Annotated in this window: 18 protein-coding genes; 4 read left to right on the top strand and 14 right to left on the bottom strand. The window is 72.6% G+C overall.

All coding sequences use genetic code 11. From position 1 onward, the window contains the following. Positions 1–35 precede the first annotated feature (35 nt). Genes FHX68_RS03880 through FHX68_RS15445 form a run of 5 tightly spaced genes read right to left on the bottom strand, consistent with a single transcriptional unit; the run spans position 36 to position 2786 of the window. Complete coding sequence (locus FHX68_RS03880; RefSeq protein ID WP_141379048.1) at positions 36–794, bottom strand: type III PLP-dependent enzyme domain-containing protein; 759 nt, start codon at positions 792–794, stop codon at positions 36–38. A 2-nt stretch (positions 795–796) separates the two neighbouring features. Beyond that, positions 797–1237: a RidA family protein gene (locus FHX68_RS03875; RefSeq protein WP_229661501.1), complete on the bottom strand. Its 441-nt coding sequence runs from the start codon at positions 1235–1237 to the stop codon at positions 797–799. Continuing rightward, positions 1234–1656: an amidohydrolase family protein gene (locus FHX68_RS15455; RefSeq protein ID WP_211345045.1), complete on the bottom strand. Its 423-nt coding sequence runs from the start codon at positions 1654–1656 to the stop codon at positions 1234–1236. The genes FHX68_RS03875 and FHX68_RS15455 overlap by 4 nt, the downstream gene beginning before the upstream one ends. Further along, a complete protein-coding gene (locus FHX68_RS15450) occupies positions 1656–2606 on the bottom strand; it encodes an amidohydrolase family protein (RefSeq protein ID WP_211345044.1) in 951 nt (316 codons plus the stop codon). The genes FHX68_RS15455 and FHX68_RS15450 overlap by 1 nt, the downstream gene beginning before the upstream one ends. A gap of 15 nt (positions 2607–2621) precedes the next feature. Then, positions 2622–2786 (bottom strand): hypothetical protein, encoded by a 165-nt coding sequence (locus tag FHX68_RS15445; RefSeq protein ID WP_211345043.1) that lies wholly within the window; start codon positions 2784–2786, stop codon positions 2622–2624. A 148-nt stretch (positions 2787–2934) separates the two neighbouring features. Between FHX68_RS15445 and FHX68_RS03865 the strand changes: the two genes are divergently transcribed. Both FHX68_RS03865 and FHX68_RS03860 read left to right on the top strand, forming a co-directional pair. Beyond that, entirely contained in the window at positions 2935–4170 is a 1236-nt protein-coding gene (locus tag FHX68_RS03865; RefSeq protein WP_141379050.1) for a MalY/PatB family protein, read from the top strand. After that, positions 4167–5603, top strand: coding sequence for an MFS transporter (locus tag FHX68_RS03860; RefSeq protein ID WP_229661495.1), 1437 nt, complete (start codon positions 4167–4169; stop codon positions 5601–5603). The genes FHX68_RS03865 and FHX68_RS03860 overlap by 4 nt, the downstream gene beginning before the upstream one ends. Here the strand turns inward: FHX68_RS03860 and FHX68_RS03855 are convergent. From FHX68_RS03855 to FHX68_RS03830, 6 genes are all read right to left on the bottom strand, one after another. After that, the gene (locus tag FHX68_RS03855) at positions 5600–6544 is read right to left on the bottom strand and encodes a siderophore-interacting protein (protein ID WP_141379052.1); all 945 of its coding nucleotides are present in this window, start codon (positions 6542–6544) and stop codon (positions 5600–5602) included. The genes FHX68_RS03860 and FHX68_RS03855 overlap by 4 nt on opposite strands. Further along, positions 6541–7434 (bottom strand): ABC transporter ATP-binding protein, encoded by an 894-nt coding sequence (locus tag FHX68_RS03850; protein ID WP_141379053.1) that lies wholly within the window; start codon positions 7432–7434, stop codon positions 6541–6543. The genes FHX68_RS03855 and FHX68_RS03850 overlap by 4 nt, the downstream gene beginning before the upstream one ends. Then, positions 7431–8489 carry a FecCD family ABC transporter permease gene (locus tag FHX68_RS03845; protein ID WP_229661494.1) on the bottom strand — a complete coding sequence of 353 codons (1059 nt, stop codon included), beginning with the start codon at positions 8487–8489 and terminating at the stop codon, positions 7431–7433. Before FHX68_RS03845 ends, FHX68_RS03850 begins: the two co-directional genes overlap by 4 nt. After that, a complete protein-coding gene (locus FHX68_RS03840) occupies positions 8486–9562 on the bottom strand; it encodes a FecCD family ABC transporter permease (RefSeq protein ID WP_141379055.1) in 1077 nt (358 codons plus the stop codon). Before FHX68_RS03840 ends, FHX68_RS03845 begins: the two co-directional genes overlap by 4 nt. Beyond that, positions 9559–10590 carry an iron-siderophore ABC transporter substrate-binding protein gene (locus FHX68_RS03835; protein WP_141379057.1) on the bottom strand — a complete coding sequence of 344 codons (1032 nt, stop codon included), beginning with the start codon at positions 10588–10590 and terminating at the stop codon, positions 9559–9561. The genes FHX68_RS03840 and FHX68_RS03835 overlap by 4 nt, the downstream gene beginning before the upstream one ends. A gap of 185 nt (positions 10591–10775) precedes the next feature. Further along, positions 10776–11408 carry a biotin transporter BioY gene (locus FHX68_RS03830; RefSeq protein ID WP_141379059.1) on the bottom strand — a complete coding sequence of 211 codons (633 nt, stop codon included), beginning with the start codon at positions 11406–11408 and terminating at the stop codon, positions 10776–10778. Positions 11409–11655: 247 nt separating this feature from the next. Between FHX68_RS03830 and FHX68_RS03825 the strand changes: the two genes are divergently transcribed. Further along, a complete protein-coding gene (locus tag FHX68_RS03825; RefSeq protein WP_141379061.1) occupies positions 11656–11913 on the top strand; it encodes a GNAT family N-acetyltransferase in 258 nt (85 codons plus the stop codon). 115 nt (positions 11914–12028) lie between these two features. After that, entirely contained in the window at positions 12029–13627 is a 1599-nt protein-coding gene (locus FHX68_RS03820; protein ID WP_141379063.1) for an ABC-F family ATP-binding cassette domain-containing protein, read from the top strand. A 112-nt stretch (positions 13628–13739) separates the two neighbouring features. Here FHX68_RS03820 and FHX68_RS03815 read toward each other — a convergent pair whose 3' ends face one another. The 3 genes from FHX68_RS03815 to FHX68_RS03805 are packed head-to-tail and all read right to left on the bottom strand — an operon-like array spanning position 13740 to position 15291. After that, positions 13740–14651: an SURF1 family cytochrome oxidase biogenesis protein gene (locus tag FHX68_RS03815; protein WP_141379064.1), complete on the bottom strand. Its 912-nt coding sequence runs from the start codon at positions 14649–14651 to the stop codon at positions 13740–13742. Then, complete coding sequence (locus FHX68_RS03810; RefSeq protein ID WP_229661493.1) at positions 14648–14926, bottom strand: hypothetical protein; 279 nt, start codon at positions 14924–14926, stop codon at positions 14648–14650. The genes FHX68_RS03815 and FHX68_RS03810 overlap by 4 nt, the downstream gene beginning before the upstream one ends. After that, positions 14923–15291 carry a DUF3099 domain-containing protein gene (locus tag FHX68_RS03805; protein WP_141379066.1) on the bottom strand — a complete coding sequence of 123 codons (369 nt, stop codon included), beginning with the start codon at positions 15289–15291 and terminating at the stop codon, positions 14923–14925. The genes FHX68_RS03810 and FHX68_RS03805 overlap by 4 nt, the downstream gene beginning before the upstream one ends. Positions 15292–15322 lie beyond the last annotated feature (31 nt).

Genomic DNA, 15322 nt, shown 5'->3' with positions numbered 1-15322 from the left:
CGGCACCGGGCGGGCCCTGGGTCAGCACTGCGCGTTCAGAACCGGGTCTCGATGAGCTCGACGATCAGCGGGTCGGCGTCGTCGAGATCTGCGACCACGGGGAGGAGCCGCCACTTGTCGAATATCGTGCACGGGTGCGACAGACCGAGCAGCACCCGGTCACCGAGGGCGACGGGGACGGCCGGGTCGGTGCGCAGGAAGGCGTGCTGGTCGTTGACCGCGTCGATCCGCGCGTCGGTGGTCGACGTGCCGAGCGGATGCCTCGTGCCGTCGGCGTCGAGGCGGGCGAGCGGCACCGGCAGGTCGAGGTCGTACGGCACGTCGCGCTTTCCGGCGTCGAGCAGGGCGAGGCCCGGCTCGGGCGTCGAGACCACTCGTGCGATCGCGCGGGCCGCGGGCCGGAGGCCCGCGCCGTCGAAGGGCGACACCGACCGGTAGTAGCCCTCGTCGTGGATGAGCGACGCGCCGGAGCGGATCACGAAGCGGCCGGGGAGGCGCGCCGCCGCCTCGGCCAGCACGTCGGCGACGACATCGGGGAAGGCGCTGCCGCCCGCGGTGACGATCGCTGCGGCCGGATCGTCGTACCGGGGGAGCAGCGTCTCGTGCAGGGCGACGAGATCGGCGACGAACGCCCCCGCATCGTGCAGCGCGTCGCCCGACCGGCCGTGCGCGACCGCTCCCTCGTACCCGGCGACGCCGGCGAACGCCGTGGCATCCATGCCCGCCGCCCAGGCGGGGAGCGCCTTGTCGTCGGCGCGCAGCATGCGGTCTGCGGGCACCCGCTGCCAGGTCATGCTCAGCCCTGGGCGTGGGAGGCCGGAGCGGCGGGGAGCTGCGCGACGACGTCGATCTCGACGAGGATGTCGGCGAGGCGCGAGCCGACCGTGGTCCGCACCGGGTAGGGCGCGGTGAAGAACTCGGCGTAGGCGCGGTTGTACTCGGCGAAGTCGCGGTCGAGGTGTTCGAGGTGGGCGGTCACCTTGACGACGTCGTCCATCGTCGCGCCGCTCGTGGCGAGCACCTTCTGGATGTTGCGGAGCACCTGCTGCGTCTGCTCGTAGACGCCGCCGGCGACGACCTCGCCGGTGGCCGGGTCCTGCGGGCCGAAACCGGCGGTGAAGAGGAACCGCCCGCGACGACGCCGTGGCTGTAGGGCCTGGCGGGGACGGGGGCGTTCGGGATGGTGACGGCGGTGCGGGTCATGTGTGTCTCCTTCGTGAGGGGTGGGAGTGGTCAGGACGGTCGGGCGGTCGGCCGCGCGGCGGCGCCGGGTGTCGCGCCGGTGAGCACGGCGACGCCGCCTACGACGACATCGTCGATGCCGACGGCGAGGGCGGTGGGGGCCCCGTAGGTGGCGCGGTCGGCGACCGTCGCGGGGTCGACGAGCGCGAGGTCGGCGCGGCGCCCCGGCGCGATCACACCGCGATCGTGCAGTCCGAAGCGCGCGGCGGGAAGGGCGGACAGATGCCGCGCCGCGCCGGCCCAGTCGAAGGCGCCGCCGTCTCGCGTGTACGTGCCGAGCAGGCGGGCGAACGTGCCCCAGCCGCGGGGGTGCGGCGCGTCGCTGATGAAGATGCCGTCGGAGCCGCCCGTGTACGCCGGGTGGCCGATCAGCCGGGCGAGGTTCTCGACGGAGCGCTCGTCGCGCACCGCCATCACCGCGCTGACTTCGAGCCGGTTCGCCACGAGCAGGTCGAGGGTGGCATCGATGACGTCGGTGCCGCGCCGTGCCGCCTCCTGCTCGAGGGAGAGCCCGGCGGCCTCCGGCGTCGCCGGGGCGTGCGCGATGACGGCCATCGACGGCCACGCCGGCCCGAGGCTCGGCTTGTCGGCGACGAGGGGGAACCAGTCGGCGCGAAGCTGCGCCCGCTCGGCTGGGTCGGCGAGCAGCGCGACCGCGTCGTCCACACTGCGGGCGCTGTACTCCGGCGGGAGCAGCGCCATCGCGACGAGCGTGCAGCCGCGGGTGTATCGAAGCTCACGTCGACGCCCAGCGCCGCGAGGTCGTCGATGAGACGGATGCCTTCGGCGGCATCCACGTGATAGTGCGAGACATGGGTGCGCACACGGCTCGCGCGGGCGATCTGGAAGACCTCTTCGAGGCCCGCTGCTGCGGCCGTCTCGTAGCCGCCGCGCATGTGTGTCACGTACACGCCGTCGGCGGCGGCGACCGGAGTGCACAGGGCGGCGATCTCGCGGGCGTCGGCGAAGATCCCCGGCACGTAGTCGAGCCCGGTCGACAGGCCCAGCGCGCCATCCGCGAGCCCGGCAGCGACCAGCGCCGTCATCTCCGGGAGCTGCGTGACGGTCGGCGGCGAGGCATCCATGCCCATCACGGCATGGCGCGCGGTGCCCGCGGGGACGAGGTAGCCGTCGCCGAGCGGAGTGGTGCCGTCGTACGTCGCGAGGAGCTCGGCGACGGCGCCGCCCGCGAAGGTCGGGTGGGGTCCGTTGATGGCGGCGAAGTAGCGCGAAGACCAGACGCCGTCGCCGGGGGCGTAGGAGACGCCGTCCTGCCCGGCGATGACGGTCGTGACGCCCTGGCGGAGGAGCGCGCGCTGCACATCACTCCGGAAGACGGCGCCGGTCAGCGTGGGAGTGCGCATCGACGAGGCCCGGCATCACGAGACGGCCGGTGGCGTCGAGCACCCGCGCACCGCGCGGCGCGCTGACCTCGCGACCGCGGCGATCACTCCGTGCTCGACGAGCACGTCGGCCCGGCGCGGCGGCGTGCCGGTGCCGTCGACGACCTCGCCGCCACGGACGAGCAGTCGGTGTGGACTCACGGGGATCCTGTCGATCGGGGTGTCTCGAGTCTATCGATCCGGACCGCGTCGCCCCGGATCGCGCCGCCCGCGATCGACGCCGCCCGCGGTGCCGCTCGCGCTGTCTCCGGCGGCGTCCCGTGTCCGCCGCCCCCGATAGGCTCGCAGGGTGAGCCACGCCCCCTTGGAAGCACTGCCTCTGGAGATCCTGCGCCGCCGCTCGAGCACCAAGTGGCGCACCTATCCCGCCGACGTGCTGCCGATGTTCGTGGCCGAGACCGACTACCCCCTCGCGCCCGCGATCACGGCGGTGCTCGCCGAGGCCGTCGCGATCGGCGACACCGGGTACACGCCCCCCGACCCGGCCCTCGCCCGCGCGTTCGTCGGCTACGCGGAGCGCCGCTTCGGGTGGAGGGTCGACCCGGCGCGCGTGCGCTGGACCGCCGACGTCATGATGGGCGTCGTCGAGCTGCTGCGCGCCACGACCCGGCCGGGTGACCGCGTCGTTATCACGCCGCCGGTGTACCCGCCGTTCGCGATGTGCGTGGAAGAGGCCGGATGCCAGGTCGCCGCGGTGCCCCTGCTGGCGCCGAGCGACGGCGACCCGGGCGGCGAGGGCGCCCCGGACAGTGCGGGCGACGGTGGCGACGCCGGCGGCTGGCGGCTCGATCTTCCCGGCATCGACCGCGCGCTCGCGGACGGCGCCCGTGCCGTGCTGCTGTGCAATCCGCACAATCCCACCGGAACGGTGCACCCGGCGGGCGACCTCGTCGAGCTCGCCGAGATCGCCGCGCGTCACGACGCGGTGGTCATCAGCGACGAGATCCACGGGCCGCTCGTGCGCGACGGCCTCGACTACACGCCGTTCCTCACCGCGTCTCGGGTCGCGGCGCAGGTCGGATTCGCCGTCACCAGCGCCTCCAAGGCGTACAACCTCGCCGGCCTGAAATGCGCGCTGATGGTGACTGCCGACGACCGCACGACCGCCGTCGTGCAGGGGCTCGTCGCCGAGGTCGAGTGGCGCACGGGACTGTTCGGCGCCCTCGCCGCCGTCGCGGCCTTCGACGCCGTCTCCGACGACTGGCTCGACGCCGAACGCGCCGCCATCGCCCGCAACGGCGCGCTCCTCGGCGATCTGCTGCGCGAGCAGCTGCCGCTCGCGCGCTATCGCCGACCCGACGCCGGCTACCTCGCCTGGATCGACGTGTCGGCCTACGACTGGGGCGACGACCCCGCGGTGCACCTGCGCCGCGCGGCGAAGGTCGCGCTGCACCACGGTCCGCTGTTCGGGCCGCAGGGCGTCGGCCACGTGCGCCTGAACTTCGGCTGCGCACCCGAGGTGCTCACCGAGGCCGTCGCGCGCATCGCCGCGGTGCCCGCCGGCCTCACGCCCGCGAGCCCGTGAGCGGGGCGGAGAGGGCGCCCCGCGCAGACACCGACCTCGCGGCTTCCGGCGCGGGCGGCGTGTGGCAGGCGCGGTACTTCTGGGTGACCCTGGGCGCGGTGGCGATGATCTTCCTCGCCGCGACCCAGGCGCTGGCGGTGACGACGGTCATGCCGCTCGTCGCCACAGATCTCGGCGGCGACGCGCTGTACGCCGTCGCGTTCTCCGGTACCCTCGCCACGAGCGTCATCGGCATGGTCGCGGTCGGCGCGTGGTGCGACCGGCGTGACCCGGTGCTGCCGCTCGCGACGTCAGTGGCGCTGTTCGTCGCGGGGCTCGTCATCGCCGGGTCGGCCCCGTCGATGGAGGTGCTGGTGCTGGGTCGTCTGCTGCAGGGTCTCGGCACCGGCGGGCAGACGGTCGCGCTCTACGTCGTCGTCGCGCGGGTATACCCGCCGGCCCTCCACGGCCGCGTGTTCGCGGCCTTCTCGGCGGCGTGGGTGATCCCCTCGATCGTCGGGCCGCTCCTCGCCGGCTTCGTCGCCGAGCAGCTGCACTGGCGGTGGGTGTTCTTCGGCGTGGCGGTCCTGACGCTCGTCGCCTTCACCATGGTCTACCTGCGGCTGCGCGGGCTGACGCTGCGGATCGACGATCCCGGGCACGCCCCGGTCGGGCGGCGTCTCGCACTCGCCAGCGTCGTCGCGGCCGGAGCCCTCGCCCTGAGCCTCGCCGGCGAAGCGGGCGCCTGGACGGGCGTCGTGGTCGTCGTGGCGCTGATCGCGATCGCGCTCGCGATACGGCCGCTGCTTCCCCCCGGCACGCTCCGCGCACGACGCGGCCTGCCGAGCGTCGTGCTCATGCGCGCCCTCATCGCCGGCGCCCTGTTCGGTGCCGAGATCTACGTGCCCTACCTGCTGATCGACGAGTACGGCTTCTCGGCGACCGCGGCTGGCTTCGGGCTGACCGCGGCGGCGCTCCTCTGGGCCGCCGGCGCCGAGGTGCAGGGACGGTTCGGCGACCGGCTCGGCAATGCGCGCATCAGCCTGATCGGCGCGAGCCTGCTCGCCGCCGCGGCTCTCGTCGCCGCGGCGACCGCCGCGTGGCACCTGCCGGCGTGGACGATCATCGCCGGGTGGTCGCTCGCCGGCGCCGGCATGGGCCTCATGTACCCGCGTCTGACGGTGCTCACGCTCGCGTACTCCACCCCGCAGAACCAGGGGTTCAACTCGTCGGCGCTGTCGATCTCGGATTCGATCGGCGCCGCGGCATCCATCGCGGTCATGGGATTGACGTTCGTGGCACTGAAGGCGACGGATGCCTCGTTCCCGGCTGTGTTCCTGATCGCCGCCGCCCTCGCGGTGCTCGCCGTCGTGCCCGGACTGCGGATGGGCCGCGTTGCCGAGGCGGGGCCTGCGGACGGGGCCGTGACGGGGCCGGCGACCGTCGCCGACTAGACCTCGGCGCGGCCGAGCCGCCAGTAGCCCATGAACGCCACGGCGCGACGGTCGACGCCGCGCTCGGTGACGAGGTGGCGGCGGAGCGTCTTGATGGCGCCGGCCTCACCGGCGAGCCACGCATAGAGCGCGGCGCTCTTCAGCGCCGCGCCGCCCTTGGCGGTGCGCGGCACCTCCCACAGGATGTCGGCGTCGATGTCGATCTCCTCGACCTCGCTGCCGCGTCCCGCCGGGGCGAGCGTCGCGGCGGCCTCGGTGACGGCGGCGATGAGGTGTCGGTGCCGATCGGCGTCGTCGCGGCGAGCTGCCACGCGGTAGACGAAGCCGGGGTGCTCGGGGAGGTACGCCGCGTCGGCCGGGTCGGGCGTCTCGAGCACGACGACACCCCGCGCGGTGCGGGGGAGCTGCTCGAGGATCACGGCGATCGCGGGGGCCGCGGTCTCGTCGCCGGCGAGGAGGATGTCGTCGGTGCGGGCGGGCGGCACGAAGTCGATGCCGTAGCTCACCGCGGCGTGCGCAGTGGTGGGCGCGAAGATCAGCACCTCGTCGCCGACCTCGGCGCGCGCGATCCACTCCGACGCCGGGCCGAGCACGTCGTGCGCGACCATGTCGACGTCGACCTCGCACGCCGCGCGGCGCACCGCGCGGGTGGTGTAGGTGCGGAACGGGGGGCGTTCCGCATCGTCGAGCGCGCGCCAGCGGTCCCACCAGTCGTCTGCCGTCGGCATGTCGTCGATCGAGATGTCGGAGGTCGGGAAGACGATCTTGATGCGCTGGTCGAAGCCGGGGTCGCCGTAGTCGGCCAGATCTTCGCCGCCGAAGGTGAACCGGCGGAAGCTCGGGGTGAGGTCGGTGATCGCCGTCACCCGCGCGCGGAAGAAGCGGCTCTGCGGGCGGTCGGCGGTCGCCGGCTCGGTGGCCGTCGCTTGTTCGGTCGTCATCGGCTCTCTCCAGTCGTCGAGGGGACGGGCACGAGGGCGGGCGACGCGGCGGCGGAGCTGTCGGCAGCCGGAGCCGCGTCGGTTCCGGCTTGACGCACACGGTGGCGCCCGCGGGGGAGCACGAGCGGTGTGCCGGAGACGGGGTCGTCGATCACCAGCGCATCCAGATCGAACACCTCGCGCACGAGCGCGCTCGTCACGACGTCGCGCGGCGCGCCGGAGGCGACCAGCCGTCCGGCACGGAGCGCGAACAGGTGGTCGGCGTAGCGCGCCGCGAGGTTGATGTCGTGCAGGACCATCACGATCGTCGTGCCGCGCTGCGCGTTCAGATCGGTGAGCAGATCGAGCACCTCGATCTGGTGCGAGACGTCGAGGAACGTCGTCGGCTCGTCGAGCAGCAGGATGTCGGTCTGCTGGGCGAGCGCCATCGCGATCCACACCCGCTGCCGCTGGCCGCCGGAGAGCTCGTCGACGGCGCGATCGGCGAGGTCGAGCACGCCCGTCGCCGCGAGCGCCTCGGTGACGGCGCGGTCGTCGTCGGCGCTCCAGCTGCGGAACATCTTCTGATGCGGGTGACGGCCGCGACCGACGAGATCGGCCACGGCGATGCCCTCCGGCGCGACGGGCTGCTGCGGCAGCAGCCCCAGTGTGCGCGCGAGGTCTTTCGTCGGCAGACGCTCGATGGCCTGGCCGTCGAGCAGCACCGCGCCCGACTGGGTCGGCAGCAGCCGCGCGATGGTCTTCAGCAGCGTCGACTTGCCGCAGGCGTTGGCGCCGACGATCACGCTGACCTTGCCGGTCGGGATCTGCAGGTCGACGCCGTCCACGATCGTGGTGCGGCCATAGCCCGAGACGAGCCCCTCGGTGCGCAGGGTGTGCGCTGCGGTCATGAGGATCCTCCGCGTCTGGCGGTACGGGTGAGCAGGTAGATGAGGTAGGGCGCGCCGAGGATGCCGGTGATGACGCCGACCGGGAACTTCGTGTCGAACGCGAACTGACCGATGAGGTCGGCGGCCATCACCAGGCAGGCTCCGGTGAGCGCCGCCGGCGCGATGACCGGGACGCCGGGGCCGACGATCCGCGCGGCGATCGGGCCGGCGAGGAACGCGACGAACGCGATCGGCCCCGTCGTCGCCGTCGCCACGCAGACGAGCGCCACGGCCGCCACGACGAGCACCATGCGCGTGCGGTCGACCCGGACGCCCAGCGCGGTCGCCGAGGCGTCGCCCAGCTCGAGGGCGCCGAGATTCCGCTGCAGCACGAGCACGATCGGGACGAGCACGATGACCGCGACGGCGAGGGCGGGGATGTCGGCCATCCGCGAGCCGTTCAGGCTCCCGGTCATCCACCGCGCGGCGACCGACAGGTCGTAGACGGCGGCGCGCACGAGCAGGAACGCCACGACCGCGTCGAGCATCGCGCCCACGCCGATGCCGACGAGGATCAGCCGGCCGCCGGTGGAGTCCCCGCCGCGTGCGGCGAGGTAGATGATCAGTGCGGTCAGGATGCCGGCGGCGAGAGCGAGCCCCATCGTGGCGGTGCTGCCCCAGTGGAGGATGACGATCGAGAGGATCGCGGCCGCGCTCGCGCCAGAGCTGATGCCGATGACATCGGGGCTCGCCAGCGGGTTGCGCAGCAGCGTCTGGAAGGTCGCGCCCGCGACGCCGAATGCGATGCCGGCGAGCACCGCGGTGAGGGCGCGGGGGAGCCGCAGCGTTCCGACCGTGAACGAGGCGCCGGTGACCTGGTCGCCGGTGAGCACCGCGATGACGTCGGAGGCCGGATAGATCGTCCGCCCGAGCATGAGCATCGCGCCGAAGAGCACCATGATGAGCACCGCCATCACGGCCATGGCGATGCGGCGCCGACGAACGCGGCGCTGGCGGCCGGTGCGCACGAGGTCGACGGAGGCGGGAGCGGGGAGAGTGAGGGTCGTCACGGTCACAGGGCCTTCATCCTCGTGCGCCGGGCGATGGCGATGAGCACGGGCGCGCCGAGGAACGCGGTGATGATGCCCGCCTCCACCTCGCCGGGAGAGCCGATCACGCGCCCGATCGTGTCGGCGAGGGTGAGCAGCACCGCTCCGCCGAGCGCCGAGAGGGGGAGCAGCCAGCGCAGATCGGGCCCGGAGATCAGGCGCACGGCGTGCGGAACCATGAGGCCGACGAAGCCGATCGGCCCGGCCAGCGCGGTCACCGCGGCGCAGAGGGCGACGCCGGCGACCGCCGACACGACACGGATGCGGCCGACGTGCACCCCGAGACCGACGGCGACGTCGTCGCCGAGGGCGAGCGCGTTCAGCGACGATGCGGCGACGAGCGCGATCACGCCGGCGATCACGAGCACCGGCACGATGACGCCCATCGTTTCCCAGTCCGCTCGGGCGACGTTGCCCACCTGCCAGTAGCGGAACTCGTCCATCACGGCCTGGCGGGGGAGCAGGATCGCCGCGACGAGCGACGAGAGCGCGGCGGTGGTCGCCGCCCCCGCGAGGGCCAGCTTGATCGGCGTCGTGCCGCCGGGGCCGATCGACCCGACGATGTAGACGAAGAAGGCGGTGAGCAACGCGCCGACCAGGGCGAGGCCGAGATAGCCGAACGCACTCGAGACGCCGAGGAACGCGATGCCGATGACGACCGCGAGTGCGGCGCCCGTGTTCACCCCGAGGATGCCGGGGTCGGCGAGGGGGTTCCGGGTGATCGCCTGCATGAGGGCGCCGGAGAGCGCGAGCGCTGCGCCGGCGAGGACGGCCAGCACGGTGCGCGGGATGCGGCTCTGCACCGCGAGGGCGCCGATGTCGGTGGGCGTCTGACCGCGGAACCACATCGAGATGCCCTCGACGACCTGCGCCGCCCCCACCGGGCGCGACCCGAACGAGAGCGAGACGACGATCGTCACCGCGACCGCCACGACGGCGACCGTGACGACGACGCCGCGGCGTCGCCCCTGCGCCGGAGCGGCGGAGGGGCGACGCGCGGCGGAACCGGCGGAGGCCGTCGTGGTCGATACGGAGGTCACTGGACCTTCGCTGCCGCTTCCTGGAGCTTCGCGACGTAGTCCTTCAGCACCCACGGGATCGAGAGGGCGGTCGGGGTGACGGCCGCGCTGAAGGCGTCGCCCTCGCCGACGGCGACCACGGCGCCGTTCTTCACGGCGGGAAGCGTGCTCCACAGCGGGTCGGCCTGCATCGCGGCGAGCAGCGTGTCGTCGCCGTAGCTCACGATCACGTCGACGTCCTGCAGCTGGTCGGCGTTCTCGGCGCTGAAGTCGAGGTAGAACGAGCCGGCGTCCGCAGCGTCGACGGCGACCTTCGGCAGATCGAACCCGAGGTCGTGCAGGAACGCCGTGCGCGAGTCGCCGCCGGTGTACAGCGACACCTTCGACAGGTCGGTCGGGTCGGCGAAGAAGAAGGCGGCGGTCTTCCCCTCGAGGCCGGCGTCGGCGGTGGCATCCGCGATCTGCTTCTCGAGGTCGGAGATCAGCTCATCGCCTTCGGCGGAAAGACCCAGCGCCTTCGCGTCGAGCGCGATCTGGTCGCGCCACGGTGTGAACCACGGGATGCCGGGGTAGGCGACGACGGGGGCGATCTCGCTGAGCGTGCCGTAGTCCTCCTCGGTGAGGCCCGACTGGGCGGCGAGGATCACATCGGGCGACGTGTCGGCGATCGCTTCGAAGTCGAGACCGTCGGTGACGTCGAACAGGGGCGGCATCTCGCCGCCGAGCTCGGCGATCTTGTCGCTCGTCCACTCGTAGACGCCCGGCTTGGCCGCACCGCTCCACGCCCACACCTGCGCATCCATGCCGACCGGCAGCACGCCGAGGGCGAGGGCCACGTCCTGGTTGCCCCACGAGATGGTCGCCACACGCTCGGGCTTCGCCTCGATGGTCGTCTCGCCCAGGGCGTGGGTGATCGTCACGGGGAACGTGCCGTCCGCGGCGGCGTCGGAGCCGCTCGCGCCCGTCGAGGCGGTGCCGCTGCACGCGGTCAGCAGCAGCGGGACGAGGGCGGCCGCGGCGACGGCGGCCGCGAGGCGGAATCGGGGCATGGGAGCTCCTCCGGTGCGAAGTGGATGGATACCGAGTAAGGCGAGGGTTACTTTAGTTCGCGGCGAGAGAACGCACCAATCCGCTGCAGTCAAACTGAAGGTAGGTGCCGCCCCGCACGAACGCAGACGGCCCCGCACCCGATGCGGGTACAGGGCCGAGGGCGCGGACGGCGTGGGGGTGGATCTCAGCGACGCGTCGAGCGGTCGGCGGCGCGCACGCCCGCCCAGGCGGCCGGGATCAGCACGGCGGCGATCGCGGCCTTCACGATGCCGCCGATGACGAAGGGCCACAGGCCGAACGCGAGGATCTCGCCGAGCCCGAACGTGCCGCCACCGACGACGTTGAGGATGAACGCCATGTAGGGGATGCCGAAGACGAACGGGATCGCGCTGGCGAGGACGAAGCCGGCGAAGGCGAGGAGGGGACGACGGTCCCACGCGCGCTGCGCGAACCATCCCGCGACGGCGGCGGCGAAGACGAAGCCGATGATGAAGCCGAAACTCGGCTTCGCGACCGCGGCGATCGAGCCGGTGAAGCCCGCGAACACCGGGAGGCCCGCGAGCCCCGCGACGAGATAGGTGAGCAGGGCGGCGGCACCGCGGCGTGCGCCGAGCGCGGCGCCGACCACGACGACACCGAGCGTCTGACCCGTGATCGGCACGGGCCACAGCGGCACCTCGACCTGGGCCAGCGCGGCGACGAACCCCGCGCTGACCACGACGAGGGCGGCATCCAGAGCGAATGCGCGGGCGCGGTTCGAGGGGCGGGCGATGAGGTCCGCGAGCACCGGGCGGCGGACGGGGGCGGCGAGAGACATGAGGCTCCTTGAGGGTGGGCGGCCGGTCGACGGGCCGCGGCGTCGGGATCAGCCTAGGGGCACGCCACCGCGACTTCTTGGACGACGTCCACCAAGGTTCCCGCACGGCGCTGTCGGGCAACGACAGTGACAGCGCCGGCGACACCGGGCTCGGCGGCGCCGGCGAAGGAGTCCGCGTGCCTTTCCGCGCCGGGCGTCGCGGGATACGCTCGCCGCCGACCCGTACGAGGAGGATGCCTCGGTCGAGGTGAACCTCACGGTGCTCTACGTGCTGGCAGCCCACCACGGCACAGGACTCGGCTCGGCGCTGCTCGAGGCGGTCGTCCGCCCGCAGAGCACGGCCTCGCTCTGGGTCGCCGACCCGAACCCCCGCGCACAGGCCTTCTACCGCAAGCACCGCTTCGACTTCGACGGCGCCGGCCGGGTCGAGTCGGGGGTGCGCGAGCTGCGGATGGCGCGCACGACCGCCCCCACGGAGGGCGTCGGCGTCTCCGCAGCCGAGTAGACTGGGAGGCTGGCCCGCGCGCGGGCCGCCGTCTGCGACACTGCGCAGGCGAACGGAATGCGCGCCCCGGCCGGCAATCCCACCCCCGAACACCACCGAAGAACGGACGTCCGCTGTGCTCGCCGTGCACGACCTCGAGATCCGCGTGGGCGCCCGCACGCTCATGTCGGAGGTGTCGTTCCGCGTCTCGGACGGCGACAAGATCGGCCTCGTCGGGCGCAACGGCGCCGGCAAGACGACGCTGACGAAGGTGCTCGCCGGCGACCTCCCGCCCGCCGACGGCAAGGTCGAGCGCTCCGGCGAACTCGGCTACCTGCCGCAGGACCCCCGTTCGGGCGACCCGGAGATGCTCGCGCGCACCCGTATCCTCGACGCCCGCGGGCTCGGCACTCTCGCCCTCCAGATGCACGAGGCGTCGATCGAGATGGGCGACGCCGACGAGAAGGTCGCCGCGAAGGCGATGCGCCGCTACGGCAACCTCACCGAGCGGTTCGAGGGGCTCGGCGGCTACGCGGCCGAGGCGGAGGCGGCATCCATCGCGCACAACCTCTCGCTGCCCGACCGCATCCTCGATCAGCCGCTGAAGACGCTCTCCGGTGGTCAGCGCCGGCGCATCGAGCTCGCGCGCATCCTGTTCTCGGACGCGCAGACGATGATCCTCGACGAGCCCACGAACCACCTCGACGCCGACAGCGTCGTGTGGCTGCGCGAGTTCCTGAAGAACTACAAGGGCGGGCTGATCGTCATCAGCCACGACGTTGAGCTCGTCGGCGAGACCGTCAACCGCGTCTTCTACCTCGACGCGATGCGCCAAGTGATCGACGTCTACAACATGAACTGGAAGAACTACCTGCGCCAGCGGGTGGCCGACGAGGAGCGACGCAAGAAGGAGCGCGCCAACATCGAGAAGAAGGCCACCGCCCTGCAGCTGCAGGCGGCGCGGTTCGGCGCCAAGGCATCCAAGGCCGCCGCCGCGCACCAGATGGTCGCGCGCGCGGAGAAGATGCTCTCGGGCCTCGAAGAGGTGCGCCAGGAGGACCGCGTCGCGAAGCTGCGGTTCCCCAAGCCCGCCCCGTGCGGCAAGACGCCGCTCATGGCGAAGAACCTGTCGAAGTCGTACGGGTCGCTCGAGATCTTCACCGACGTCGACCTCGCGATCGACCGCGGTTCGAAGGTCGTCGTTCTGGGTCTGAACGGTGCCGGCAAGACGACGCTGCTGCGCATCCTCGCCGGCGTCGACCAGCCCGACACCGGAGAGCTCGAACCCGGCCACGGCCTGAAGATCGGCTACTACGCGCAGGAGCACGAGAACCTCGACGTGAACCGGTCGGTGCTCGAGAACATGATGTCGGCGGCCCCCGACATCACGGCGACCGAGGCGCGCAAAGTGCTCGGGTCCTTCCTGTTCACCGGCGACGACGTGCTGAAGCCCGCCGGCGTGCTCTCCGGCGGTGAGAAGACCCGACTGTCGCTCGCGACCCTCGTCGTCTCGAGCGCCAACATGCTGCTCCTCGACGAGCCGACGAACAACCTCGACCCGGCCTCGCGCGAGGAGATCCTCGGCGCGCTCGCGCACTACGAGGGCGCCGTCGTGCTCGTCTCGCACGACTCGGGCGCCGTGCAGGCGCTGAACCCCGAGCGGGTGCTGATCCTGCCCGACGGCGTCGAGGACATCTGGGGTCGCGACTACGTCGACCTGATCGAGCTCGCCTGAGCCCCGGCTTCTCACCTCACGAACGCAGGACATCTCACCGAGGCAGGACGAGACGCGGGGGATCGGTCCTGCCTTCGTGAGATCTCCTGCGTCGGTGACGCGATTCCGCGGCTCAGCGCGGCGTGAGCTCGTCGAGGAGGGCGTCCTCCTCGGTCATGTCGCGATCCTTCGGGCGCGGATCGCCGCGCCGGCGTCGCCTGGTCGTGGATGCCACGGGGGATGCGTCCGGGGGAGTGGATGCCTCGCCGACGGCGGTGTCGGCCGCCGCCGCCTCGGCCGCCGCGTCCTCGGCGTCTTCGCGGCGATGCTTGAGCTCGGTGCGGATCATGTACCAGATGAAGACGAACCCCATGACGGCGAAGAGGATCCACTGGATCGCATACGACAGGTGCGGCCCGGGGTCTTCGGACGGCGGCTCGAGCGCGGTCGGTGCGCTCGCGGGCGCAGGATCCTCCGACACCATGAGGCCGTAGGCTCCTTCGATCACGCCGTCGACGTGCGTGGTGTCGGCGATGAGCGGCAGGTTGATCGTCGGCACCTGGCCGGCCGGCGCGGACTGGGTGGCGTTGCGCAGCGGTTCGCCGGGCATGAGCCGCGCGATCACCGTGACGGTGCCGCTCGGGGGATCGGGCACGGCGTGTGCTCCCGACCCGGACTCGGCCGGGGGAACCCATCCGCGGTCGATGACGAGAACGTCGCCCGCCGAGGTGCGGAACGGCACGAGCACCTCGAAGGCCGCGGTTCCGCCGTGCGCGCGGTTGCGCGCGAGGAGCGTGTCCGACGTGAGGTACTCGCCCGTCAGCCGCACGGGGCGCCACTGGTCGTCGGGGTCGAACGACCCGTCCGTTCCGACCAGATCGGTGAGCTCCGCCGGGGCCGCGTCGTAGTTCGCGGCGATCAGCGCCAGCTGCCGCTCGCGCGACTCGTTCCGGGTGAACTGCCAGTTCGACAGGTACGCGCACGCGATCGCGAAGACGATCGCGAACGCGATGTAGCCGCCCCAGCGCAGGGCCGTACGGTTCACGAGTCCGCCTTCACGGTGGCATCCGGCGGGGCATTCGCACTGTCGTCCGGCGCGGCATCCGGCATGGCGACGACCTCGACCGGGAACGCCCTCGAAGCGAGGTATTCGCGGAGGTAATCGACGTGCTCGGCGCAGGCGGCCCAGATCTTGCGGCGGGAGGCGTCGTGGATGCGCGGGTTGCGCCACACGACCTGCCAGAGCGCCTCGGCGCGGCATCCCGCACGGGAGCACACGGCGACACCGCCGCGCGCGTCGACGCCCGTCGCAGCGCTCATGCCGCGTCCTCCGGACGACGCGGGGCTTCGTGGACGCGGACGACGGTGGGGGTGTCCGAGGTCGTCGGGGTCTGCGCGGCGCGGGGTGCCGCGCTCGGGGGCGCCTCGATCGCCCGCTCCGGGGGCACCGCCCGCGCGGCCGGCGCCGCGGCGACGTTCGCGATGACCACGGCGAAGTACGGCAGCAGTACCGCGCCGATCGCGAACAGCCACGTGTACCAGCCGTACGGCTGGATCGCGACCATCAGCACGAAGCAGACGACGCGGATCGCCATCATCGAGAAGTACTTGCCCATGCGGGTGTGGGCGTCGTCGCGCGGAGCGCGCGGGAGCGACGTCGCAGACTGAGCGGAAGTGTGCTTCACGGTGCCTCAAGCCTACGCCGCCGACACCCGT

Origin of the sequence: Microbacterium lacticum, from assembly GCF_006716815.1 — a bacterium.
Lineage (GTDB): Bacteria > Actinomycetota > Actinomycetes > Actinomycetales > Microbacteriaceae > Microbacterium > Microbacterium lacticum.
The sequence above is the reverse complement of the archived record's forward strand: the minus strand, read 5'-3'. Positions and strand labels throughout refer to the sequence as shown.